Genomic DNA, 22,066 nt, shown 5'->3' on the forward strand with positions numbered 1-22,066 from the left:
CAAAGAGCGACACACCGCAGAGGTTCCCACTTAATTCAATCTGATTCATGTGTTCTTGGAGAGGTAACTTCGGTCCTGGGAGGGAACATGCCACAGCGCAGCAAAGGTGAGCGGCACGTCATTACGGCGCGGCTGCCCATTTCCGATGCCGAGAAGCTGGCCGCCGTCGTAGATGCGACCAAGGAGAGCCGGAGCGACCTCATCGCTCGACTCGTGCACGCCCACTTGAAGACTATTGACCTAGATCGACTCACTGGCCAGGAGACCCTGCCTATCGCTAAGGCGAGTTAAAGACTGAAGGCCCGCACGAAGCGGGCCTTCAAAAAGTATGCGTTCAGATCCGAAATCTTTGCCGGACAAAGATCTGAACTTTTCACAAGCTCCCCGCGAGGGGCGCTCCATTCGCTATACCCCGAAGGGAGTAGCTGTTGTCTATGGTACCTGCCACTGTCGCGGCGTCAACAACTGGCGCGCCGCTGTCGGCGCGTCAAGTCACGCCTGAACTCGCGTGGCGTCTCGCCCCGCTGATCGCGGGAGCCCCGATGTACCGGCGGGGTCGGTGGGTCAAGGGCCGTTTCCAGTACCCAAGGCCGGCTGTGGCACCAAGAATCACGGCCACCCTCCCGAAACAGCCCGCAGCAGTCCTTGTTCACGGGCCGGATGGCTCAGTAGCCACCATCTGTCTCGACCTCGATACCTCCAAGGCGCTGCAAGGGGTTGTGGACGACGATGCCAGGCGCCTCGGAGAGCTGCTGGAGCGCTGCGGGATCCGCTACGTTGCGGACTACTCCCCCAGCGGCGGCCGGCACCTGTACGTCCCGCTCGCGGACCGTGTCACCGCGGCCGAGGCCCGCGAGGTAGTAGAAGCCTTGACGCTACTGGCCCCCAGCCTCGACCCCGGCCCCCACCAGAACATCACCGACGGCTGCATCCGAGTCCCAGGATCCGCGCACAAAGCCGGCGGCCATCAAGTCCTCACGACTCCCCTGGCGACCGCCTACGACACGCTGCGTCGCCGTAACGAGGCCGAGGCATGGAACGCGTTGCGCCGGGCCCTGGCCCCGGAGCTGCGCCGCCGCCGTGACCTGAAAGCCCGAGCGGCCAAGCTCGCTACTATCGCAGCGGCCCCTGGCACTAGTCCGCTCTCCTTCGGCGGCAGCCAGTCACCCATGCGGGTCCTCGCCCGCACGGGCCTGTACGACACCAACCGCTACGCCAGCCCCTCAGAGGCCCGCATGGCGGTCCTCAACCATTTCGCGGCCTGCGGCTGGACCCTGGAGCAGGTCCGGCGCGAAATGGCCGGCCAGCTGCCGGGCCTCGCAGCCCTCTACAAGGACAAGAGCCACAGCGACCGGCTCCTGGACAAGGAGTGGGCGAATGCCTGCGGCTGGGTCCAGAAAAAGCCAGCCCCCAAGACCGGAGCGCCTAGTTCCCTTATTAACGACACAAGCCGCCCACAACCCACGGGGGGGGCAACGAAAACCACCAGCAAAGCTGGTGCGCACCAGCTTGTGAACGATCTGGAAAATGTGCTCTACGCAGTCCTCGACCACCGGCTCAAAGAACGCGGTAGAGAGGGCTTGAGCCTCCGGCTGCTGCTCCGTGCGGTTCTTGGCTACATGAGAACAATGGAAACTGACCTACTCGACGTCGGTTGCCGGACCTTTGCCAGCGCGCTCGGTAAGCACCACGGGACCGTAGCCAGGCTCCTGCCCGCTCTCCAATCCGCATCAGACGGCATCCTGACGAAGGTATCGGCCGCCCGCGGCCGCAACGCGGACACCTACCTCGTCCAACTGCCATCGCACTTCGAACAGCTGGCCCGAGACCTCTCGTGGCGGCGCGGAAAGATCTACGGTATCCGTCCTGTCTTTCGTGTCCTGGGCGACGTCGCTGCACTCACCTACGAAGCCATCGAACGCGGCCGCCTCTCCCCCACAACAGCAGAAATCGTCCGCTCGACAGCCCTGAGCCGGTCAGCCGTGGACAAAGCCTTGGCAGAGATGGCTGCCCACAACATGATCCAGCGCAGCAACGGACTCTGGACCGTAGTGGTCGCAACCAATCTCACCGACCTGGCGCGCCGCTTAGGCGCCCTCGACGATGCTGCTGAGCAGATCACGCGACACCGCCTGCAGCGGGCCCGCTGGCACGCGTGGTTGGACAGGCACCTCGTACCCGAGCTGTCTGAGAACGAGGTTTACGACGCAGAGGCGGAAACGTACTGGATCCCCCCGGATGAAGACGACGGGACCTATGCCGGCCACGTATGGCAGGCCGCGTGAGACGCAAGCGTTACTGTCAATACAGGCAATACATGTATTGACAGTAACGCTTGCAAAGACGGCAAAGACAGTGTTGACTGTAAAAAAGTCTTTGACGGCATTGAAGTCAAAGACAGTAAAGCTAGTAATGATAGCAAAGACAGTAGCGACAGTAGGGCGGACAAGATGGCAGCTCCAACAGGGTTCGACCGGACGGGCATGGAGCGAATCTGCGGGTTCGTTAACGGCAAGGGCGGGGTCCTTAAGACGACCCTCACGGCCAACATCGGCGCCCTCCTGGCAAGCTTCGGCTGGAAGGTTTTGCTCGTGGACATGGACCCACAGGGAAACCTCGGCCTCGACCTCGGCTACCGGCACGAACCCCAGGACGACGATGGCAGCGCCCTCGCCCAAAGCCTTCTGTTTGGCGTGCCGCTGGCTCCGCTGAAAGACGTTCGCGCAAACCTGGACGTCGTTCCTGGTGGCGGCGAGCTAGACCAAGCCGCCGCCGGCCTCATTTCCATGGGGAGTCGTGACAGCAGCAAGTCGAAGCTGGCCCTGGCTCGTTCGCTTTTCCCAGTCGCGGCGGACTATGACGTCATCCTCATCGATTGCCCGCCCGGCAATGAACCCCTTCAAGTCGCTGCGCTCGGCGCAGCGTCCTACGTCGTGGTGCCCACAAAGACGGATAAAGCCGGCCGAGAAGGACTCGTCGGTGTTGCAAAGCGCCTGGACGCAGTCCTGGACGTCAACCCCAACCTCGACCTCCTGGGCGTCATCATCACCGCGACGTCACCTACGGCAACCAACGTCCACCGGACAACCAGGGAAGCGATCACGGAGACCTTCGGCGACGATTCGGTGCTCTTCAAGGGCATGGTCCGGCACGCAGAAGCACCTGCCCAGGCCGCGCGGGACAGGGGAGTGCTCGTGCACGAACTCGAAGAACAGGTTAAGGCGGCCCCCAAATGGTGGGAAGTCCGTAAAGGCACCGCCCAGGCGGTGCAGAACCAGCCGCGGTCAGCCGCGAACGTTGCAGAGGATCTGTACCAAGTCACCCACGAACTCGTCGCCCGCCTGGAAGCAGCCGAGAAAAGGAACGCATCATGACCGAGTCCACCCGAAACCCCATCGGCCCGCCGCCGCGCAGGAATGCCGGCACTCCCGCTGTCCAGAATCTGATCAAATCGAACCGAGTCGCCCCGCCGCCAGAGACAGAGGCTGCCGCGGCTGCGACCAAGCCGCTGCCGTCCTCTGCTTCCAAACAGATCACTTTCTACATGGCAGCGGACGACCTGAAGCGGGCGAAGGCAGCCTACACGGCGACCAGCGGCCAGGAGGCGGACCGCAGCTGGTCGGACTTCATCTCCCGCGCGGTTCTCATGGAAGTGGCCCGCAGAGAGCGGGTCCACAACGGCGGCGAAAACTTCCCGGGCGGCATCCAGAAGCTGGCGCCGGGACGGAGGCTCCAACCCTAATGAAGTCAATACTGTCAAAGACAGTATTGACTTCAAGGGCGGCGTTCGCGTCAGAGTGCCACCCGTCGATGACTGTCACGCGCAGCGCGAGGAGCATCCCGGCACTGACCTAGAGAGCACTTCCCGGGGTCAGTGGTCGGTGCGGATCGCGAGGAGCTTGTGCCCCTCCGGGATCTTTGCTGTGAGGGCTTCCCGAAGCAGCCGCCCGGCCCTACCATTCCAGGTGCGAGGATCCTCCCGCAAGCCGGGCGGTCCGCCGCCCAGGGCGAACCACACCAGCCACTCACCAGCGACGGACCGCCATCAACCGCGACCACCCGGTTGGTGAAACTCCGGCCGCGCCACCAGGAACAACGAGGTAACTGGGCCGCGGCAGCACCACAACCCGTTCAGCTACGCTGAACCACGGATTTCCTTTGCAGAGGGAGAATAGACCGGGCCGGCAGTTCAAAACTGCCGGCCCGATCTATTTAAGGGACATTCAGGCCTTCGTCTGAAGGTACTTGTCTCCATGCCATCGGAGCGTGAACGCCAAAAACGGTTCCACGATGTTAACGGTCTCCGGCACTTCATTTGGAGCGTACTCAAATACGGGCTGAACAGATCCTGCCGACGGGTCTTCCTCTGCTTCCGCCGCAACGATAACTTCCTCGTCCTCATCAACCTCGGGAGGAGCGTCCTGAAGCGAGGTCGCCGCAATGCCACTCATGTGGATGAGTTTCGTGGTGATCTGTACCTTCCGAATGTCGGTTCCAGGCGCAAGTAAGGCCACGACTTCTTGCTTCAGATCATCAACCGTCATCGAGAGGCGAGGTCCTAGGCTCTTCATGGCTGCCAAGAGAATCTGGTAGCCATCGAGCTGACGACCGTCGTGGAGAGGAAGAACATTCCTCGCTTTACCCCGAGACTTCGGTCCCCGAGCTATCTTCTCCAGCCAGGCGGTCGCCTGCTCGTCTGTGATCGTGGTGAAAAAACTTGCCCAATCACCAGTGGGGGAGGCAAGCGGAACAGTCCATCGTTCGGTTTCGAGGACTTCGTTCACTTCCTCGCAGAGTTCAAGGCAGAACCGCTGCATTAGTTCCGGGCTGCCGTAGCTCTCTTGACTAAGGCGGTCAGCAATGGCGTCACCGGCGTCCTTGAGGTTCAGGGCCTCAAACCCCTTGTGGGCAATCTGTTTGAGTTCCTGATCGGACCACGCTTCGACGCTGATGGTGCGGGTCCTGCCTCCAATGTCTTCAACGCCCGTGAAGGAATCACGCTTCCGGTGGGGGAGCGTGATGAGGATTGCGGGAATGCCGGCAAATACGAGCGGCTTCAGCGCACGGATAATTTCCGTTCGAACAGAGGGGGCGACGAAATGGAAGTCGTCGATAACGATGCTGTGAGTACGGCCGGCAGTTTTGAGGTCCTGCAACGCCCTTACTACGGCTTGATCCTGAGGGATATCAACAGACCACCCGTCAAGCAGCGTCTTTCCATGGTCGCCACCAATGTCGGAGGCGAGACTGGCAGCTCCGACGTCAATCTTCGCCTTGATGCTCCACTTGGCCACATCGCTCTTCGACTTCGAGCTTGTCTTAGTCGACGGGATATTCAGCTGGACGGCTAATTTCGTCCAAAAAGCGTCGATGTCGCCCAGCCACTGCCCTTCCAACCAAAGCTTGTCCTGGACGACCTGCCCCACCAGAACTGTTTTGCCCATCTTGGTAGGCCCCACGACGGATACAATATTGCCGCCACGTCGAACTTCCTTGGCCAGTTGACTTTCGGCAGCACGATTTTCGCGGTGAACATAGGTGACCGACGATGCCTTACCGGGGCTGAAAACTTCGGTCGTTTTGTACGTTATTCCCATGGGTTATGACAGTACCCGACGCGGGAGTCTGCCCCTGGGGTCAACGCTTTCAACGGCTACTTCCAACCTGCACGTTCAAGAAGATCGGCGACGTTGGCCCGGCCCGAATTTCTTAAGTATTGGAGTAGCTGGGGTGCGGGGGGCCAATTGCTACGGTAGGGATCAGTGCACGCACCTGTGTAGAGCCCGCCTCCCGGGCCGGTGGAAAGCCCGCCGCCCGGTCCGGTGGAGAGTCCGCCTTTGGGACCCGTGGAAAGCCCGCCTCCCGGGCCCGTGGACATTCCGCCTCCCGGGCCGGTGGAAAGCCCGCCTCCCGGGCCGGTGGAAAGCCCGCCTCCCGGGCCGGTGGAAAGCCCGCCGCCCGGCCCGGTGGAAGCCCCTCCGCCCGGGCCGGTGGAGAATCCGCCTTTGGGTCCGGTGTAGAGGCCCCCTCCGGGCCCTGTGTAATTGTCGCGTGGCCATTTCGTCATATGCGCAAGATATCCCACCATGCCGACATTTTTGCGGCGAGGGATTGCCGCTCCTGTCGGCTACCGTCGATTGGGGAGCAACGCATGAAGGCCACGTGAGACCTCCTAAGACACACGCTCCGAGCCACTAGGAGAGCCCAGGGAGTGGAACGGATAGCTTCGTAGCTACGCCGAGCAGTATCTCAACACTCTCGCGGAGGGTCTCATCGGCTAACACGTTGTACGGGTTCTCCGGATGATGAATCATGTGACGTACTGCCGTGGGCATGGTTGTCAGACGCGAGGTTACAACGCCATTTCTCATCTCCCTATAGACCATCGTCCGAGGGACTTTGCGATTCCTAAGCCAGTTATCGAATGCCGCCACAGTTGTTGCCTGGGAGTATTCCTGAAGCCGCCCAAACAGCACGGTGTGGTTCACCATGTAGCTTGGACGGTCAATATCGGTTAGATCCTCGAGCGAAACCCAGCCGTTCTCAAGAAGGTCGTAATGTTGCCAACAAAGAGGTAGGGGGCGATTCTCGACCCGGTCGGCAAGAGCCCTAATGGTGAACACGGGGTCGAGCTCCTCCAGGATGAAATCCTCAAGAGATAGGTCATCCTCGATGCCCCGTTCGGTGAGCCGCTTTAGTAGGAAGCGCCGGAAATCCCAGATGAAGGGCTCCATGTCCGCCGACGTGAGCGACGAAAAGTCGATGCTGACCAGGGTCTCGTGGAAGTCTGCATACGAGAGACGCAAGTCAGAGGTTCGGTTCCAACGACCCAGCACTCTCTCGAATTTATCTTTCGTCTCCGTTTGCGAATAGCCGAGATGACAGAGGCGGAGGTAAGCGTCGTTCAGGGTCGTTGTGAACCCTGGCTTCGTCTCGGTGACACCGCCGGCGTAGGTGTACACAACGTCAGTGATGCTCCCCGGCGGAAAAAGCCAGTGGTGATTGGTCCAGCGGCGATTCTTGCCCCAATCAATGTCGATATCGTTCAGTGCCAGCGAGATCATTGTGCCCACGTCCCTATCCTGTCACTCAGCTTCGATTCGGTGAGCAGAGCCACCCGAGCGGAACATGGGGGTGCAGCTCACTCTGATACGCGACACTCAAAAATGACCCTTTGTGAATGTACTTGGTACCTGCCTTGTGGGGATGAAGAATAACCCGCTGTCGGCCCGGCACAACTCGTCTCCGCAATCATGCAGCGTCACCTGATGGTGCAGGGGTTTTTGACTAACTGGGATGGGATCAAACTATCTATGCCAGGAGCAAGTACAGTCTCGTCCATGAACGGGGAATTCTGGGTGGCTGTTGTGGCTGTTCTTATATCGGCTGTGGCTTTGGTTCGGGGAGAGCTCCATCAACGCCGACGGTCCTCGCATGAGGCCCAACACCGGGCCGTTGACAAGATCACGGAGGCCCTGTGGCCCGTTCACGTTCTGATCGAGCATGCTGACGTGCGAGTCCCGTCAGCTGCTGAGATCAGCAAAGTCATGCGGGAATTCGAATGGGAGTGCCAATACTGGGAAGCGATGCTGCCAACAGGAGCTAGACACCTGCGCGTAAGCATCCGTCAGGCGCTAGCGAATTGTTTTGGCTCCCCGGCGGCAATCGCTGTAGATCCCGCAGCTGACAGCGCACCCACGAAAACCTTTGACCGATATTGGTGGGGGCTCGCCTGTACTTATGTAGAACACGCCCAGAAGCGCCTAGGTGCATGGAAGGTTCAAGAACGGCGCCGCCCCCTAGAGATTGTCTATTTCGCTGATTGGCGCAAAGAGGGAGACGAGCTTCATAACCGAGGCCACGCTGGGAAATTGAAATAGCGGCCTCCCGCGCCTGACGGTTGTTCTGCGGTCTTGATGATGCTGGAAGTGAAATAGTGTAGAGGGCGAAGGCTGGCGTTGGCTGTGGGGGAGACGACAGCATGAACCACGAACGAAGGACCCCTGTTGGCCCGCAAAATCCATGTCCAGCTGATCGATGATCTTTCCGGGGAGGAAGCCCAGGAAACCATTCGGTTTTCCGTCGATGGCACCGACTACGAAATCGACCTCTCAGCAGATAACGCCGCCGAGTTGCGCGGAACGCTGGAACGGTACGCGGCGAAGGGCCGGCGTCTGCGCGGCCCGACCGGTCCCAGGGCCGGCCGTGCCCCGTCGATGAGTAGGGACGAGACTCAGAAGGTCCGCAAGTGGGCAGCGGAAAACGGATACAACCCCAGCCCTCGTGGACGCATCAGCCAGGCCATCGAAAGAGCCTATGACGCTGCCCAAGGATAGAGCCCCAACACCCAGACGGAAGCGCTGCCCTGAAGTGAAATGGGGCGCTGTCGGCGACACGAAGTAGGCGCTGTTATCGGCGTTCGGCTTCCCAGATGGCTCAAGCCAGGGGCGCTATGCCATGCCCTGACTACTGGACAGTTCGTGATACGGTTTGTTCATCATGATCAGCCCGCTCGCCTCACGGCTCGGGCTGATTTTCTTTTAACCGGGGGATTCGTGGCTGAGTACACAAAGCAATGGCTGTCCGTCGAGGACCAAGCCAAAAAGCTTGCCTTACGCGGTGTCAGCGTTCCCGAGGACGGGAGCGGTGTACAACTGCTTTGCGCGGTTGGTTACTACCGACTTACCGGCTATCTCTACCCATTCCGTGAGTCGGAGCAGTACGTGGACGATGACAGCCGTCCACGGGTACGGGTCCTCAACCACTATCGAGTCGGCACTTCCATGCGGGACGCCGCGGAACTCATCGACTTCGACCGTCGACTGCGGATGCTCATCCTTGATGGAATCGAGAGGATTGAAATTTCGCTCCGCATGCAGATCGGATATGTGTTGGGCAGACGTTCGGCCTTTTCCCATCTCGAACCTGCCACGTTCGTAGGATCTTTCACGGATACACAAGTGGATCCAGCCACGGGAGGACCAGCACCGAGCAAACACGAGCAATGGATCGCCCGGATGCGAGAGCGACAGAACGGATCCGACGAGGCCTTTGTGACCCATTTCCGAGAGAAATACGACGATCAGATGCCGATTTGGGCGCTCACGGAGATCATGGAGCTGGGGCACCTCAGTCGCTTATACGTTGGACTGACGAACTCGATCGCCACGGAGATCGCCACCGCCTACGCGGTACCGTCGAAGCGAGTGATGAGTAGCTGGATTGCGAGTCTGAACTATGTGAGGAACGTGGCTGCCCACCACGCCCGGATCTTCAACCGCAAACTTGTTACTGCGCCGAAACGGCCGAGTAAGGGGCAAGTTCCTCTCTTGGATCATCTAAGAGATGAAGAGTCGTCGAAGCAGGTGTTTGGTCTGTATAACGCCCTGGCCGTGATGGCATACATGCTTCGTGTGATCGATCCCAACGGCGGCTGGACCGAACGCCTAGTCGAGCTCGTCGGCTCGTTCCCTCGAGCGGGGCATTTGACCAAGCATTCCATCGGAGTGCCTGATGACTGGACAAGCCTAGAACTTTGGCAAGCCTAGGCACTGTCGGTTTCAGAAGTCGTCTGCACTGGATTCCGCGGAACTACGGGGCTTGTGCAGAGGACTCTTGACACGAAAATGTTCGAAGTCGCGTGCACAAACCGTCGTTTTGTCTGAAGTCGCGTGCACCCACCTTCATTCTGTCTGAAGTTGCCTGCACGAACCGCCACCGACGTTCGGGACTTTTAGTCGTTCGGCTGGGTCTCGGCGGTCAGCGTCTCCGGCGGACGGGGCGGCAGGTAACGGTAGAGGCTGGAGCGGGCGATACCCGTGGCTTCGACGATCTCGGAGATCGACTGATTTTCCTGGTCGCGAAGGTGGGCGGCATAGGCAAGCTTCGCTGGATCGATCACGCTGGGCCGGCCGATCCTTTTGCCTTTAGCGACAGCAACGGCACGCGCGTGAGCTGCGCGTTCGATCGCGTAGGTTCGTTCCATTTGGCCGAAGAGCGCGAGCATCACAACTGCCAACTGCGACATGGGATCCTCTGGATTGGCGGAATCAACCCGGATCGGGTCAGCCAGGTTCCGGACCCCGACACCGCGGCCGGCCAGGTCGTGGATCAGGTTCAGGGTGTCCCGGACGGTACGTCCCAACCGGTCCAGAGTGTGCACCACGATAACGTCTCCATCGCGGGCCTGGTCGAGGGCTTCATGCAGTCCGGGCCGGTTTGTAGTGGATCCGGATTTCTTGTCCACATAGATATGTTTGGCGGGGATGCCCTCGCCGCGCAGTGCGTCAATCTGCCGGTCGAGGTCCTGTTTCGCGGTCGAGACGCGGGCGTACCCAATTTCCATGTATCCACTGTACCGATACTTATTCTGCACGCTCCGCACGGGACGTCTGAAAGAAGATAGTTGCGGAACGAAATCTGGTCGCGTGTCGCCACTTTTGCAAGGACCGGTCTTGGGCGTTCCACTTCCTAGGAAGTGGGACGGACGTTCCTGACTGAATCTGTACTGTATTAGTCACGGCGAAGACCAAGAGCTTTCAGCGCGACAGATACACTTCGCCTTATGTTGAGCAACGAAGAACTCGCCGCGGTCCTTACCGTTGGTCACGAAACTCGCAGCGTCGAATTCAAGTCTGCCGGCGACGTCACAGACAAGGCCTTCGTGGCGTTGGTCGCCAGAGCGGCACTTGCACTCGCCAACCAGCGTGATGGTGGAAACATCGTGCTCGGAGTAGATGACCGGGATCCACAGGGCGAAAATAATGGCCTTGATGAAAACCAACTCCGGGATTGGAAGAATCTGGATACTGTGGCCGACAAGCTCAACCGCTACGCTGACCCTCCATTGATCCTCCGAATAGAGGAGCGCAAGCATCCAAACGGTAAACCGGTAGTGGTCATCGAGGTATCAGAATTCAGCGAGATCCCGTCCCTTTGCATGAAGGACTACCAGAACACTCTGGCGCTTGGGCAGCTGTACACGAGATCGCTGCGGAAACCTGAAAGCTCGATGTATCACACGCAGAACGAGATGCGCGAAGTCCTCGATCTGGCAACACAGAAGGGCCTACGTCGCTTCATGGAAACTACCGCTGGAGCCGGTCTTTTTACGAGGCTGGGTGAACCGGCCCCAGCTGTACCCTCAAACGCCGAACAGTTCCAGGAGCAGATTGATGCAATGGCTGCTGATCCTCAACTCGTCGGTATCACAGCTCAGCCCCACTTCCGCCATTTGATCTATCCGCAGTCCTTTGAAGCCGACAGGGTGCCGTACGAGGAGATGAAGCGTTGCGTCCGGGAAGCCACCGTTAGGTTAAGGGGTTGGCCGTTCCCGCTCGTGGAAAATCCGGTCAACGGTGACGTCTTTGTCGGGGAGACAACGACGTGGGGGACGCACAATGAAACCTGGCGGTTCTTCACCAGCGGATTGTTCGCTGATTTTAAGGCAATAGGGGACTGGCCGAACGACTGGGATTCTTTTGGGGGAAACTCCGAGGCCGCGGGCAACATGCCCGCTTGGTTCCCGCTCCTTAACTTCACGGAGGCACTCGAGTTTGCTGCTCGCCTAAAGACCAAGTTGGCACTTGCCGAACCGATGGTTGTTCGGTTCGAGGCATACAACATCGCAGGCACAAAGCTCGTTGTCGCAGACGATAGGCGCAGCGGATTCCACCAGGATTACATCTACTCCGCACCCAGCTGGAGGAGCGAGGAAGTTCTCATAACAGACGAGGCAGTTCTTTCGGGAACACGATCTCTGGCCGTAAAGACGGCAAAGCGTTTGCTCGGCAGGTTTGGGTGGGAGGGTGTCACCTCCGACCTTTTGGAAGGAATCCAAGCAGGTGTTCTGAACAGTTAACTCGGCCAGACTGATCCTGGTCTACTTCCTCAGATGGCCCGGAAATGCTGTCTCGCGGCAGCTGCCTCATCTGCGTCCAGCTGCCAGCGCACCTCGTTACGCGTCGCGAGCAGGCCATACGTTTGGCGCAGGTAATCCCGAATCTTCTTTTGGGGAACACCAAGTTCGTGAGAGAGATCGCGTGGAGTGACGAAGTCGGCCATGAGAAGAGGTTACGTCAGAGGTAGGTTCAGGGCGCATACATCGGTGGTGTTCCATTTCCTAGAAACTGGGACCAAGTTGAGACGTTGTAGGAATCTGACAAATGGGAGCAACGTCGAGAAGGCCCACCTTAATGGGGCGTATTGCGGCGAGTCCCTTATGGTCAGAGGAAATGTCATCGCCGGCGCCGTCCGGCAGTCAATGGGGGAAACATGCAAATCTATCCGACGAAGGGACTGCCTCTGCCTGGGCAGAAGCCGCGGAAGCGTAACCGAACGGCACTGACTATCGTCCTAGCTGTCGCCCTCGTGGCGCTTGTGGGCGGCGGGTGGTGGTTCGGTGTGGGGTTGCCGGCAAATCAGGCGGCCGAGGCCCGCGCAGCCGAGCAGGCAAAGACAGAAGCGGACGAGAAGAAGAAGGAAGAGGACTCGGCGGCCTTCTGGGCCCAGGTGGCAAAGGACAACAAGGCGAAGTCCGAGAAGGCCGCTGCGGACGCCGCCGCTTTCAACGCGAGCCAGGCCACACGGCAATCTGATTCCGTGAAGAGGCAGATGGAAGCCCAGGGCTGGACTCAGTTCGCCGGAGATTTCTACTACCAGTACGCCGACAAGTCCGAATACACCTGCGGATACTCGAACTGCAGCTATGTACATGTAACGACAATGGCGCCCAACGGTTGCGCGGGCGGCCTGTACGTGGCTGCCACCATCGATAGGGGAGGCGCCTCGGTGGGGATGACGAACAGCATCACTGCCGCTCTCACCCAAGGCAAGGACGCCATAGTAAAGCTCGAGGACCATACCGGCGCCGGAGACAAGATCGGGCTGACTGACCTGCACTGCCTTCGCGGATAGGCCCCGGTCAACGGGCGGAGTTCCACCTCATGGACCAGCTTCGTCGAGCTAATGGTGCAAACGGCTTCTGACATTCCGTGCAGACGACTTCTGAAACTGACACCCTGGACGAACTGCGCGACACTCCCGACCTCACGGCCCGCGTCAATGCCTTGCCCTGGAGGGGGTGGGAGTTTTGGGACACCCTACGGGACGGTCAGATTACGCGGCATTCCGGAATCAGGATCAGCGGGGGAACGTCCCCGCCAAGGGCGCGTCCTTGATGCACGTATAAATCGTGCAATATTGATCCATGCCCACAACCGTGTACAACGTGCTCGACCAGCTCCGAGACTCCGCGCTTTCAAAGGTAGACCAGGGGACCCGCTTTGAACGCCTCATGAAGGCATTTCTGACCACCGACCCTGTGTACGCCGACCAGTTTTCGGAGGTGTGGCTGTGGTCGGAGTGGCCGGGTAACGGTGGGAAGCACGATACAGGTATTGACCTGGTGGCGCGGGACCGGGTGACTGATCAGTACGTGGCCATCCAGTGCAAGTTCTACGCGCCGACCTCGACGATCAGCAAGGACGACATCGACACGTTCCTGTCCGAATCCGGTAAGGAGGGGTTCGTTGAGCGCATCCTCGTGTCCACCACTGACAAGTGGAACCTGCACGCCGAGAATGCCATCAAGAACCAGCAGGTTCCGGTGCGGCGAATCGGGATGTCCGATCTGGAGGCATCGCCAGTCGACTGGGAACAGTTCTCGATCGAGACTCCCGAGGTTTTGGTCACTAGGGGTCGAAAGTCTCCAAAGCTACATCAGGTGGATGCGATTGCTGCAGCCACGGCGAAATTTGGCGAGCACGACCGCGGCAAACTGATCATGGCTTGCGGCACAGGCAAGACGTTCACCTCGCTCCGACTAGCCGAACAGATGGTCGGGCCGGGCGGGTCTGTTCTGTTCCTAGTGCCGTCAATCTCGCTACTGTCCCAGACGCTGCGGGAGTGGGCGGTCGAGTCGGAGACTCGGTTGCATCCGCTGGCAGTGTGCTCTGACCGCAAATCAACAAAGCGCTCGGCGAACGCCGACGTCGAGGACATTGCAACGGTCGACCTTGCCCTACCGGCGACGACGAATATCCCGATCCTGGCGGAGCGTCTGCGTCAAGCCAAAAGGGATTCATCGTCGATGACCGTGGTGTTCTCCACCTACCAATCGATTGATGTGGTGGCGAAGGCTCAACGCGAGGCTGGACTCGAGCCGTTCGACCTGATTATCTGCGATGAAGCCCACCGCACGACCGGGGTGACGCTAGCGGATGAGGACGAGTCCCCGTTTGTGCGAGTACACGATGACACATACATCCAAGGTGAAAAGCGCCTGTACATGACCGCGACTCCGCGCATCTACGACGACGCAACCAAGACGAAGGCCGGTGAGGCCGCGGCCGTTCTGGCGTCGATGGACAACGAGGAAACCTTCGGTCCGGAGTTTTACCGGCTCGGGTTCGGTGACGCCGTCGCGAAGGGCTTGTTGACCGACTACAAGGTGCTGGTTCTCGCGGTTGACGGGAAGACGGTCGCGTCGACATTCCAGGCCCAGCTCGCCGATGGTAGCGGGGAACTCCAGCTCGACGACGTGGCGAAGATCGTGGGGTGCTGGAACGGTCTGGCGAAGAAGGGTCATATCGAGCACAACTTTGACGCTGATTTGGAGCCGATGCGCCGGGCTGTCGCATTCGCTGGGACCATCAAAGCCAGCAAGAAGGTTGAGGGGATGTTCTCCAACCTGGTCGACCAGTACGTAGCGGTGCATGAGACCGACGACGACGGCGAACCAGTCAACGTGCTGGACTGTGAGGTCCGCCATGTCGACGGTACTTTCAACGCCCTGGAACGCAACACGCGGTTGGACTGGCTGCGCGCCGAGGTGCCGGACGGACAGTGCCGCATCCTGACCAACGCCCGATGCCTATCGGAAGGTGTGGACGTTCCCGGGTTGGACGCCGTCATGTTCATGGCCCCGCGTAAGTCGGTGGTGGATGTGGTCCAGTCGGTCGGTCGGGTCATGCGCCTCTCGCCGGGTAAGAAGTTCGGGTACATCATCCTGCCGATAGCCATCCCGGAAGGGATCGAGCCTGAAGTAGCGTTGCGAGACAACGCCCGGTACCGGGTGGTCTGGGAAGTGCTCCAGGCCCTGCGCGCCCATGACGACCGGTTCAATGCGGAGGTCAACAAGATTGACCTGACGAAGCACCGGTCAGACCGGATCAACGTGATCGGTGTCGGTGGGGGCTCAGGCGCCGGCACCAGCGGAGGAACGCAGCTCGCCCTGCCTCTCGACCTGCGCCAGCTCGACGAATGGCGAGATGCAATCTACACCCGTATCGTCCAGAAGGTAGGCTCTCGTCGGTACTGGCAGGACTGGGCAAAGAACGTTGCGCAGATTGCCGAGAACCACATAACGCGCATCACAGCACTGCTAGAGAGCAACCAGGGCCAGGTCAGCGTAGCGTTCGATAAGTTCCTCAGCGGTTTGCGGGCGAATCTCAACGAAGGAATTACCCGCTCTGACGCGATCGAGATGTTAGCCCAACACCTCATCACTCGCCCCGTGTTTGACGCTTTGTTCGGCAGCTACGACTTCACGCAGCAGAACCCTATCGCAATGATCATGGAGCAGATGCTCGCAATTCTCGACGAGCAGTCGCTCGACACCGAAAACAGCGAGCTGGAGGACTTCTACAACTCGGTCCGGATGCGTGTGGATGGCATCGACACCGCAGATGGCCGTCAGAAGATCATTGTCGAGCTATACGAGACCTTCTTCATGACGGCTTTCAAACGCACCGTCAACAAGCTCGGAATCGTCTACACGCCCGTCGAGGTCGTCGACTTCCTCCTCCGCTCTGCTGATGAAGTACTGCGTTCGGAATTCGGCCAAGGCCTCACCGACGAGGGCGTACACATTCTCGACGGGTTCTCAGGTACCGGCACCTTCATGGTCCGGCTCCTCCAGTCTGGCCTAATTACGGCGGCCGACCTTCCTCGAAAGTATGCCCAAGAGCTACATGCCAACGAGATTCTGCTGCTTGCGTACTACATCGCAGCCGTGAACATCGAGTCTGCCTACCACGACCATGCGGACAAACAATCCGGCGACTACGAGCCGTTCCCCGGCCTGGTTCTTACCGATACCTTCCAATCGTGGGAGGAAGGTGACCGCCTCGACGACGAGATGTTCCGCGATAACAATGCCCGGCTGGAGCGATTGAAGAAGCTCCCGATTACTGTCATCGTGGGAAACCCGCCCTACAGGGGAGGTCAGGAAACGGCCAACGACGCCAACGCCAATGAGTCATACCCCGCACTCGACGAATCGATCCGGTCAACTTACGCTGCGCGCTCGACGGCTAAGTTGAAAAACAAGCTCTATGACCCCTATGTCCGGGCGATCCGCTGGGCGTCGCTTAGGATCCCAGACCGCGGCGTCATCGCGTACGTGACCAACGGGGGCTGGCTGGAGTCCAATCAGTTCGATGGGATGCGTAAGACACTTATCAATGAGTTCAGCACCATCTATGTGTACAACCTGCGGGGTAATGCTCGCAGGTCAGGGGAGGATCGCCGCAAGGAAGCCGGCAATGTCTTCGGGGGAGGCAGCCGAGCAACGGTTGCGATCACGATTCTCGTCAAGGACCCAGCAAAGACTGGCCCTGCCACTATTCATTATGCCGAGGTCGGCGACGGTCTCACCCGCGAACAGAAGCTGGGACTGGTCGGCTCAGCGGAAAGTGTTGCTGGTGTCGATTTCTCCATCATCACGCCCAACGAGCATGGCGACTGGATCAACCACAGGCGGGATGATTTCACCGCCTATCCAGCCTTGGACAAGACCTTTGGATCCGTCACCCACGGTGTCAACACTGGGCGTGATGCCTGGGTGTACCAGTCGTCTAGAACAAGCCTTGAGGACTCCCTCGGGGTCTGCATAGGTACCTTTAATAAGGAAGTGGGGCGTTGGAGCGCAAGCCCAGCTGCCGGAACTTCGGATGCTGCCCTCACGGCATGGGCTGATCGAGATTCGACGCGCATTAGCTGGTCGAGCAATCTTCTTCAGGCGATTCGCCGGGGGAAGAAGACTTCCTTCCTTTCCGAAAACGTGCGTGTAGGTGCCTACCGACCTTTCTTCAAGCAGTGGATGTATTTTGATCCTCTGTGGAACAGTCGAATGGGGGGCAACAGGGAGCTGTTTCCCACTCCTCAACTCTCGAACATGATCTTGTATACCGTCGGAATGAGTAGCGCTGTTCCGTTCTCGATCCTCATTACGGACGAAATTCCCAACCTCCACCTGACCGGCGCGGGCAGCGGGGGAGCTGTGTTCGCCCGATACCGTTACGAGCCAGTTGAGGGGAACGGTGCGTTCTCGTTTGAAATGGACGGTGAAATAGTCGGCGGGTACCGCAAGATCGACAACATCACCGATCAGTTGCTTGCGAAGTTCCAAGGTGTGTCCGGTGACCAAATCAGCAAGGACGATATCTTCTTCTACGTGTATGGCCTGCTGCACTCGCCTGATTACCGCGACGCGTACGCCGCGGATCTGACAAAGATGCTGCCGCGCATCCCGTTAGTCTCTGACCCGTGGCCCTTCGTGAAAGCTGGCAGGGCACTGTCCGAGCTGCACCTTGGCTATGAGTCGGTGGAGCGCTTTCCCTTGGTCGGACTAAGCGTCGAGCCGTCGGGTGACCCGTACGAGTTCTTCCGAGTGGAGAAGATGGCGTTCCGAAAACACCGAGTGGACGGCAAGCTGTCGGCGGACAAGACCGCGATCGTATTCAACTCGAAAATCATGTTGACTGGCATCCCAGAGGACGCGTATCGGTACATGATCGGGGCGCGGTCCGCCGTGGAGTGGATCATCGATCGGTACCGGGTGAAGACTGACAAGGTCTCAGGAATAGTAAATGACCCGAACGATTGGTCCAAAGAGGTTGATGAACCGCGATACATCCTGGATCTTCTGGCCCGAATCGTGACGGTAAGCATTGAGACGATGGCGATCGTAGATGCCTTGCCGGAGCTGGACATCCTGGCGGTTGCAGATATGGTCCACACCCCGTAAGCAACTGTGGAGATCAGTATGCGGAGTAGCCGGCGGTGTTGCTCGACGAACCTATCGACGTGGAGTACATCCACAGCTACAGATGATGCTGGCACTGGCCAGCGCGACTGGTAACCGCCGGGGCAAGCCCCGGCGGTTACCACCGGCTGTGAGGTCCATGGAACTCCGCTACGCAGGCCGGGCTCAGTTGTCGGTTATGGACTCCAGCAGCCACTGTTCGGACAGCGGGTCGCGGCGCAGCTCAAAGGTCCGCAGCGCCGAGTTCGAGCTGAGGCGGACCTGCACGCGCCAGTATTCGATACTCACCAGGTCGCCGCTGCCGACGGCCGCGGTGCGCCGGGTGTCCCACCAGGCGTCCCGGGCGAACCAGTGCACGGGGTCCGCGGCCACGGCCCAGATCCGGCCTTCATGCCGGACGGCCAGGGGAGTGCCGGCCGGGGTGAACCGGACGTCGACGGCAACGTCCAGGGTTGTTTCATTCGCTACTGCTGTCACGGTCTACGCGTTCTCCCAAGTTTCTGGTCATCATTTCTTCCCGACGGGTGACCGCCGAACTCCACACCCAGGTCCGGTAGGTCACCGGACCGTCTCGCCAGGTCACTTCGGCGGCTTTGGCCGTCCAGGCGTACACCTCGCCGTCCACCAGCTCGGCGCAGTTCGGAAACCGGATCCACGCCTTCACCGGGATCCCGGGAAACCCGTTCTTGGCGGGGAAGTGCTCGAAGTCGAGTTCTTCGACCGTCAGCCCGATCGGGCCGGCCCGCCGCGCATACTGCGCCTGCAGCCGGGCTGACTGTTCCGGGTTCATATGACTAGTTTAGGACCTATGTACTAGTTCATATTTTTTGATTAGAAAACACTTTCGAGTAGCTGCGGCGTAAAAAAGCGTAGAACACGCCCAGTTGCATCTGATGCACGATCCACGCAGCTCCAAGTATGGTGGGCGGCTACGACGTTTCCGCGGTCCGTGCCCCTGCCCGGGCCCTCCGAGGAGGACGGGTTGCACGCCAGTGGGGACAGCCTGAGCTGTGCGGAGGGCTCCGCCTGCCCCCAATGGGCACAACCCGGCGCAACGGTGTGCCGTTTTGACCGGATGGTCGGCCGCGGGGTTGATCGGGGTATGAGGAAGCCTCCGCGCGAATCAATGGACTCAAGCGTGGAGGCTCCCGGCTCTCCACGCTGGGGGGACTGGAGAGCCACGATGAGTCTACTGGCAGGCACAAATTGTTCGTGGGTGTGTCTTCCGGGAGGCGCCGAACCGTGCGTTTATCGCCGGGCCAGCCGGCCCCGGGTCCGCCCGGTCTGCCAGCCGGGGACGGCGTCGTTCAGGAGGTTGATCTTCGCGGGGTCGAGCTCGCTCCGGCGGTGTTTGTACCGCTGGGTGTGGATCCACACGCCGAGGGTGTGTTCCCGCTCTGACTCATAGTGGCGGTGGCGGGGCCAGTCGTGGCCTTCGGCCCGGAAGTCCACGAGCTGGGCGAGCCGGTCATGCCACCTGGCTTCGTCCGTGGCTGTCCGGTGATTCCGGGCCCAGCCCGGAAGCCGCGCGAGGCCGTCGCGGTAGGCCGGGTGAAGGTTTCCTTCGGCTGCTTCGCGCCGACGATCGGAGAGCCACCGGGCCATCGACCGTTCCGCCTTGTGCTCGGAGCGGTCACGGGGGAGCCGGCCCTCGGACGTGATCCAGCCGATGATTTCTTCCATGCGGGCAAGGCCCGCGGGGGAGGGGCCGGGTTTGGCGCCGGCGGCGGCGTGGTGTGCGGCCTCGAGTTGCTGGTCCTGGCGGCGGGCGATGACCAGGTGGTATCCAACCGTGGCGGGCTCGGCGCGCACGAGCTCAGCGATGCGTTGCCGGCTCAGTCCGAGCCGGTACATCAGCACCCATTCCGCGTCCGGAGCGCGCCGCAACCGCCTGTCCATGATGGACCCATCCTGCCACGGCCCTCCCGGAGGACGGGCGAACTTGGACCGGCACGGGCTGGGTCTGCCCCGCCGGGCTGACCGGGCCATGGGGCAGCTACTGTGGCGGCCGGTCCTCCAGCGCCGGGAACTCCCGCAACGTTGCCGCTGCCGCCCTGACCGCTGCCGGATCTCCGGTCCAGGACTTCCCCGTGCGGGTGCAGGCACGGAAATTTGTCATCTCCGATGCCTCGGCGGCCGCCGCGAGGTCGGCCCACGCCGCTTCCAGATCAGCCAGGTCCTCGGGTGACAGGACCTGGCCTTGAGTCTCGTCCGCGGGGGACGGCGTCGCAGATGATCCAGGGGCTGGTTTCCGCTGAAAGAAGCTTCTGAGGCTCATTCCGGTAATCCTCCAGGTTTGGGAGTCTATGCCCCGTAAGGAGAGCCACACGGGACAGGAGTGCGCTGTGACTGGCGGAACCTGTCCACCGTATCAAGGCCTCTGGTTTCCGCTGCGCTCCAACCAGTTATGGGGCGTCCGCTGGCGCGGCCGGCTGTTGGGTCCAGTGCCTCCGTCGCAGGGCTCCGGAGACCCTGGCCCTGTCTTGTCTACGACGTTTTTTTGTTGCTGTCCTGCGGATTCTAGGCGTCCGCTCCGGCCCGTCTAGCCCCTCCTCCGTCGGGGCCTGCGGTGCAGGAATTTCCCTCCGGCGCTCCTGCGTCGCTGATTTCCTCCGGGAATTTCCTCCCCCTTGCCCTGCGGGTAGACGGGCCTGCCGGTCACCAAAGGCCGCCCCACTCACCCCAACTTCTCGGACAAGAAGGAGCAACACCATGAACGCAGTAACCACCAAGACGGTGACCACCAAGGACACCGGGGAGACCATCGACGGCGTGACCGTGCTGGGCGACTACCACATGAACGGAGGCTACGACTGGATGGAACTCATCGAAGCCGAAGGCTGGTCCGTCATCCCCAGCTGGGGCTGCGACGGCTGGGACCTGGGCCAGTGGCCCTACGTCATGGTCGCGGCCACGCGGACCGCTGACAGCATCGGCAACCTCTTCGGAGTCGCCACGTACTGCGAGGGAGACGTCAGCTGCACCTTCTACCGGACCAAGGCCCGGCAGTGGGACGCGATCACCGAACAGGCGTTCTTCCACTGGAAGAACGGACAGGCCCACGGCCCGGATGACCTCCCCGAAGCCGCCGCCGAACTTCCGTCCCGCTACCGGATGCCCTACACGGTCAACGCCGCCTAACCAGCGTCACAGCCGGTGCCCCGCCGACAGCGGCGGGGCACCGCACCCCACCGAACCACTTGAGAGGACAACACCTAATGAGCACCTGCACCGCCCTGATCATCCCCGCCGACGGACACGAACCGGCACGGGTCGAAACCATCGACGCCGGCCTGGAAAACCTGCAAACCCTCGTGGCCGGAAACATCGAAGCCGTGAGCGGCGATGACTGGCACTTCTACCTGAACGAGGAAGGCAAAATCCTGAACCTCGCCCCTAACCGCCGCGCCGCGCTCTTGGTGCTTGAAGAAACCGGAGTGCTGACCGATGTCTACTGCGGGAACGCGGTGTTCCTGGGCGAGACGGTAGACGGCGACGAGGCCGACGTGCCCGAAGAACTGATCGACCTCGCCCAGCAACTGTTCGGACTACACCAGCCGGTGAGCTGACACCCCAGCAGTGACCGGCCCTTCATGGCCGGTCACCGCTGGCGGTCCGCCGTCGTGGCTGGGTCCCGCTTCTGGTTGCCTGCGGCGGACCGCCAACCGCCCAGGGTCACGAGCGGGAGGCAGGGCGGCGCGGCCAGCCGGCCGCAGCACACCAGGTGCAGATCCTGGGGTGCTCTTAAATGGTTCGCAGCGCTCACCCCAATAGGGGCGTCCGCTGGCGCGTCCGGCTGTTGGGTCCAGTGCCTCCGTCGCAGGGCTCCGGATGCCCTGGCCCTGTCTACGTCTGCGACGTTTTTTTGTTGCTGTCCTGCGGATTCTAGGCGTCCGCTCCGGCCCGTCTAGCCCCTCCTTCGTCGGGGCCTGCGGTGCAGGAATTTCCCTCCGGCGCTCCTGCGTCGCTGATTTCCTCCGGGAATTTCCTCCCCCTTGCCCTGCGGGTAGACGGGCCTCC

18 protein-coding genes are annotated in these 22,066 nt (G+C 60.7%); 10 read left to right on the forward strand and 8 right to left on the reverse strand.

Going from position 1 to position 22,066, the window contains the following annotated elements:
- Positions 1-45 precede the first annotated feature (45 nt).
- Entirely contained in the window at positions 46-225 is a 180-nt protein-coding gene (locus ASG71_RS16740) for a hypothetical protein (RefSeq protein WP_157366497.1), read from the reverse strand.
- A gap of 494 nt (positions 226-719) precedes the next feature.
- On the opposite strand from ASG71_RS16740, the gene ASG71_RS15785 reads away from it, so the two are divergent.
- From ASG71_RS15785 to ASG71_RS15795, 3 genes are all read left to right on the forward strand, one after another.
- Positions 720-2,285 (forward strand): hypothetical protein, encoded by a 1,566-nt coding sequence (locus tag ASG71_RS15785; protein ID WP_235564165.1) that lies wholly within the window; start codon positions 720-722, stop codon positions 2,283-2,285.
- 165 nt (positions 2,286-2,450) lie between these two features.
- Positions 2,451-3,374, forward strand: coding sequence for a ParA family protein (locus ASG71_RS15790; protein WP_082575251.1), 924 nt, complete (start codon positions 2,451-2,453; stop codon positions 3,372-3,374).
- On the forward strand, positions 3,371-3,742 hold the full coding sequence (locus ASG71_RS15795; RefSeq protein ID WP_056741080.1) for a ParB family protein: 372 nt from the start codon (positions 3,371-3,373) through the stop codon (positions 3,740-3,742). Before ASG71_RS15790 ends, ASG71_RS15795 begins: the two co-directional genes overlap by 4 nt.
- Positions 3,743-4,223: 481 nt before the next feature.
- On the opposite strand, the gene ASG71_RS15800 is transcribed toward ASG71_RS15795, so the two are convergent.
- Positions 4,224-5,597 carry a hypothetical protein gene (locus ASG71_RS15800; protein ID WP_157366499.1) on the reverse strand — a complete coding sequence of 458 codons (1,374 nt, stop codon included), beginning with the start codon at positions 5,595-5,597 and terminating at the stop codon, positions 4,224-4,226.
- A 597-nt stretch (positions 5,598-6,194) separates the two neighbouring features.
- Entirely contained in the window at positions 6,195-7,064 is an 870-nt protein-coding gene (locus ASG71_RS15805) for a HEPN/Toprim-associated domain-containing protein (protein WP_235564167.1), read from the reverse strand.
- Positions 7,065-8,006: 942 nt separating this feature from the next.
- Here ASG71_RS15805 and ASG71_RS15810 point away from each other — a divergent pair.
- Both ASG71_RS15810 and ASG71_RS15815 read left to right on the forward strand, forming a co-directional pair.
- Positions 8,007-8,336 carry a histone-like nucleoid-structuring protein Lsr2 gene (locus tag ASG71_RS15810; RefSeq protein WP_056741087.1) on the forward strand — a complete coding sequence of 110 codons (330 nt, stop codon included), beginning with the start codon at positions 8,007-8,009 and terminating at the stop codon, positions 8,334-8,336.
- A 219-nt stretch (positions 8,337-8,555) separates the two neighbouring features.
- Positions 8,556-9,548: an Abi family protein gene (locus ASG71_RS15815; RefSeq protein ID WP_056741089.1), complete on the forward strand. Its 993-nt coding sequence runs from the start codon at positions 8,556-8,558 to the stop codon at positions 9,546-9,548.
- A gap of 185 nt (positions 9,549-9,733) precedes the next feature.
- On the opposite strand, the gene ASG71_RS15820 is transcribed toward ASG71_RS15815, so the two are convergent.
- Positions 9,734-10,345 carry a recombinase family protein gene (locus ASG71_RS15820; RefSeq protein ID WP_056741090.1) on the reverse strand — a complete coding sequence of 204 codons (612 nt, stop codon included), beginning with the start codon at positions 10,343-10,345 and terminating at the stop codon, positions 9,734-9,736.
- 219 nt (positions 10,346-10,564) lie between these two features.
- Between ASG71_RS15820 and ASG71_RS15830 the strand changes: the two genes are divergently transcribed.
- On the forward strand, positions 10,565-11,860 hold the full coding sequence (locus ASG71_RS15830) for a helix-turn-helix domain-containing protein (RefSeq protein ID WP_082575257.1): 1,296 nt from the start codon (positions 10,565-10,567) through the stop codon (positions 11,858-11,860).
- 29 nt (positions 11,861-11,889) lie between these two features.
- Here the strand turns inward: ASG71_RS15830 and ASG71_RS16745 are convergent, their stop codons facing one another.
- Positions 11,890-12,063 carry a hypothetical protein gene (locus ASG71_RS16745; protein ID WP_157366501.1) on the reverse strand — a complete coding sequence of 58 codons (174 nt, stop codon included), beginning with the start codon at positions 12,061-12,063 and terminating at the stop codon, positions 11,890-11,892.
- Positions 12,064-12,273: 210 nt separating this feature from the next.
- Here ASG71_RS16745 and ASG71_RS15840 point away from each other — a divergent pair, with 210 nt between their 5' ends.
- Together ASG71_RS15840 and ASG71_RS15845 are read left to right on the forward strand one after the other, a co-directional pair.
- Positions 12,274-12,915, forward strand: coding sequence for a hypothetical protein (locus ASG71_RS15840; RefSeq protein ID WP_157366503.1), 642 nt, complete (start codon positions 12,274-12,276; stop codon positions 12,913-12,915).
- Between the two features lie 292 nt (positions 12,916-13,207).
- Entirely contained in the window at positions 13,208-18,028 is a 4,821-nt protein-coding gene (locus tag ASG71_RS15845; RefSeq protein ID WP_056741100.1) for a DEAD/DEAH box helicase, read from the forward strand.
- Between the two features lie 183 nt (positions 18,029-18,211).
- Here ASG71_RS15845 and ASG71_RS15850 read toward each other — a convergent pair whose 3' ends face one another.
- The 3 genes from ASG71_RS15850 to ASG71_RS15860 form a co-directional block, all read right to left on the reverse strand.
- A complete protein-coding gene (locus ASG71_RS15850; protein WP_056741102.1) occupies positions 18,212-18,523 on the reverse strand; it encodes a hypothetical protein in 312 nt (103 codons plus the stop codon).
- Positions 18,504-18,836: a hypothetical protein gene (locus tag ASG71_RS15855; protein ID WP_056741104.1), complete on the reverse strand. Its 333-nt coding sequence runs from the start codon at positions 18,834-18,836 to the stop codon at positions 18,504-18,506. The genes ASG71_RS15850 and ASG71_RS15855 overlap by 20 nt, the downstream gene beginning before the upstream one ends.
- A gap of 458 nt (positions 18,837-19,294) precedes the next feature.
- Positions 19,295-19,945, reverse strand: coding sequence for a helicase associated domain-containing protein (locus ASG71_RS15860; protein WP_056741107.1), 651 nt, complete (start codon positions 19,943-19,945; stop codon positions 19,295-19,297).
- An 813-nt stretch (positions 19,946-20,758) separates the two neighbouring features.
- Between ASG71_RS15860 and ASG71_RS15870 the strand changes: the two genes are divergently transcribed.
- Both ASG71_RS15870 and ASG71_RS15875 read left to right on the forward strand, forming a co-directional pair.
- Positions 20,759-21,187, forward strand: coding sequence for a hypothetical protein (locus ASG71_RS15870; protein WP_056741109.1), 429 nt, complete (start codon positions 20,759-20,761; stop codon positions 21,185-21,187).
- 77 nt (positions 21,188-21,264) lie between these two features.
- Positions 21,265-21,615, forward strand: coding sequence for a DUF3846 domain-containing protein (locus ASG71_RS15875; RefSeq protein WP_056741111.1), 351 nt, complete (start codon positions 21,265-21,267; stop codon positions 21,613-21,615).
- Positions 21,616-22,066: the final 451 nt, after the last annotated feature.

The organism is Arthrobacter sp. Soil763 (genome assembly GCF_001428365.1).
Taxonomy (GTDB): Bacteria; Actinomycetota; Actinomycetes; order Actinomycetales; family Micrococcaceae; genus Arthrobacter.

Excerpts from the sequence above, each read along its gene's own strand:
- ASG71_RS15790 (WP_082575251.1), top strand. The coding sequence starts at position 2,451 with ATGGCAGCTCCAACAGGGTTCGACCGGACGGGCATGGAGCGAATCTGC.
- ASG71_RS15795 (WP_056741080.1), top strand. The coding sequence starts at position 3,371 with ATGACCGAGTCCACCCGAAACCCCATCGGCCCGCCGCCGCGCAGGAAT.
- ASG71_RS15800 (WP_157366499.1), bottom strand. The coding sequence starts at position 5,597 with ATGGGAATAACGTACAAAACGACCGAAGTTTTCAGCCCCGGTAAGGCA.
- ASG71_RS15805 (WP_235564167.1), bottom strand. The coding sequence starts at position 7,064 with ATGATCTCGCTGGCACTGAACGATATCGACATTGATTGGGGCAAGAAT.
- ASG71_RS15820 (WP_056741090.1), bottom strand. The coding sequence starts at position 10,345 with ATGGAAATTGGGTACGCCCGCGTCTCGACCGCGAAACAGGACCTCGAC.
- ASG71_RS15830 (WP_082575257.1), top strand. The coding sequence starts at position 10,565 with ATGTTGAGCAACGAAGAACTCGCCGCGGTCCTTACCGTTGGTCACGAA.
- ASG71_RS16745 (WP_157366501.1), bottom strand. The coding sequence starts at position 12,063 with ATGGCCGACTTCGTCACTCCACGCGATCTCTCTCACGAACTTGGTGTT.
- ASG71_RS15840 (WP_157366503.1), top strand. The coding sequence starts at position 12,274 with ATGCAAATCTATCCGACGAAGGGACTGCCTCTGCCTGGGCAGAAGCCG.
- ASG71_RS15845 (WP_056741100.1), top strand. The coding sequence starts at position 13,208 with ATGCCCACAACCGTGTACAACGTGCTCGACCAGCTCCGAGACTCCGCG.
- ASG71_RS15855 (WP_056741104.1), bottom strand. The coding sequence starts at position 18,836 with ATGAACCCGGAACAGTCAGCCCGGCTGCAGGCGCAGTATGCGCGGCGG.
- ASG71_RS15860 (WP_056741107.1), bottom strand. The coding sequence starts at position 19,945 with ATGGACAGGCGGTTGCGGCGCGCTCCGGACGCGGAATGGGTGCTGATG.
- ASG71_RS15870 (WP_056741109.1), top strand. The coding sequence starts at position 20,759 with ATGAACGCAGTAACCACCAAGACGGTGACCACCAAGGACACCGGGGAG.
- ASG71_RS15875 (WP_056741111.1), top strand. The coding sequence starts at position 21,265 with ATGAGCACCTGCACCGCCCTGATCATCCCCGCCGACGGACACGAACCG.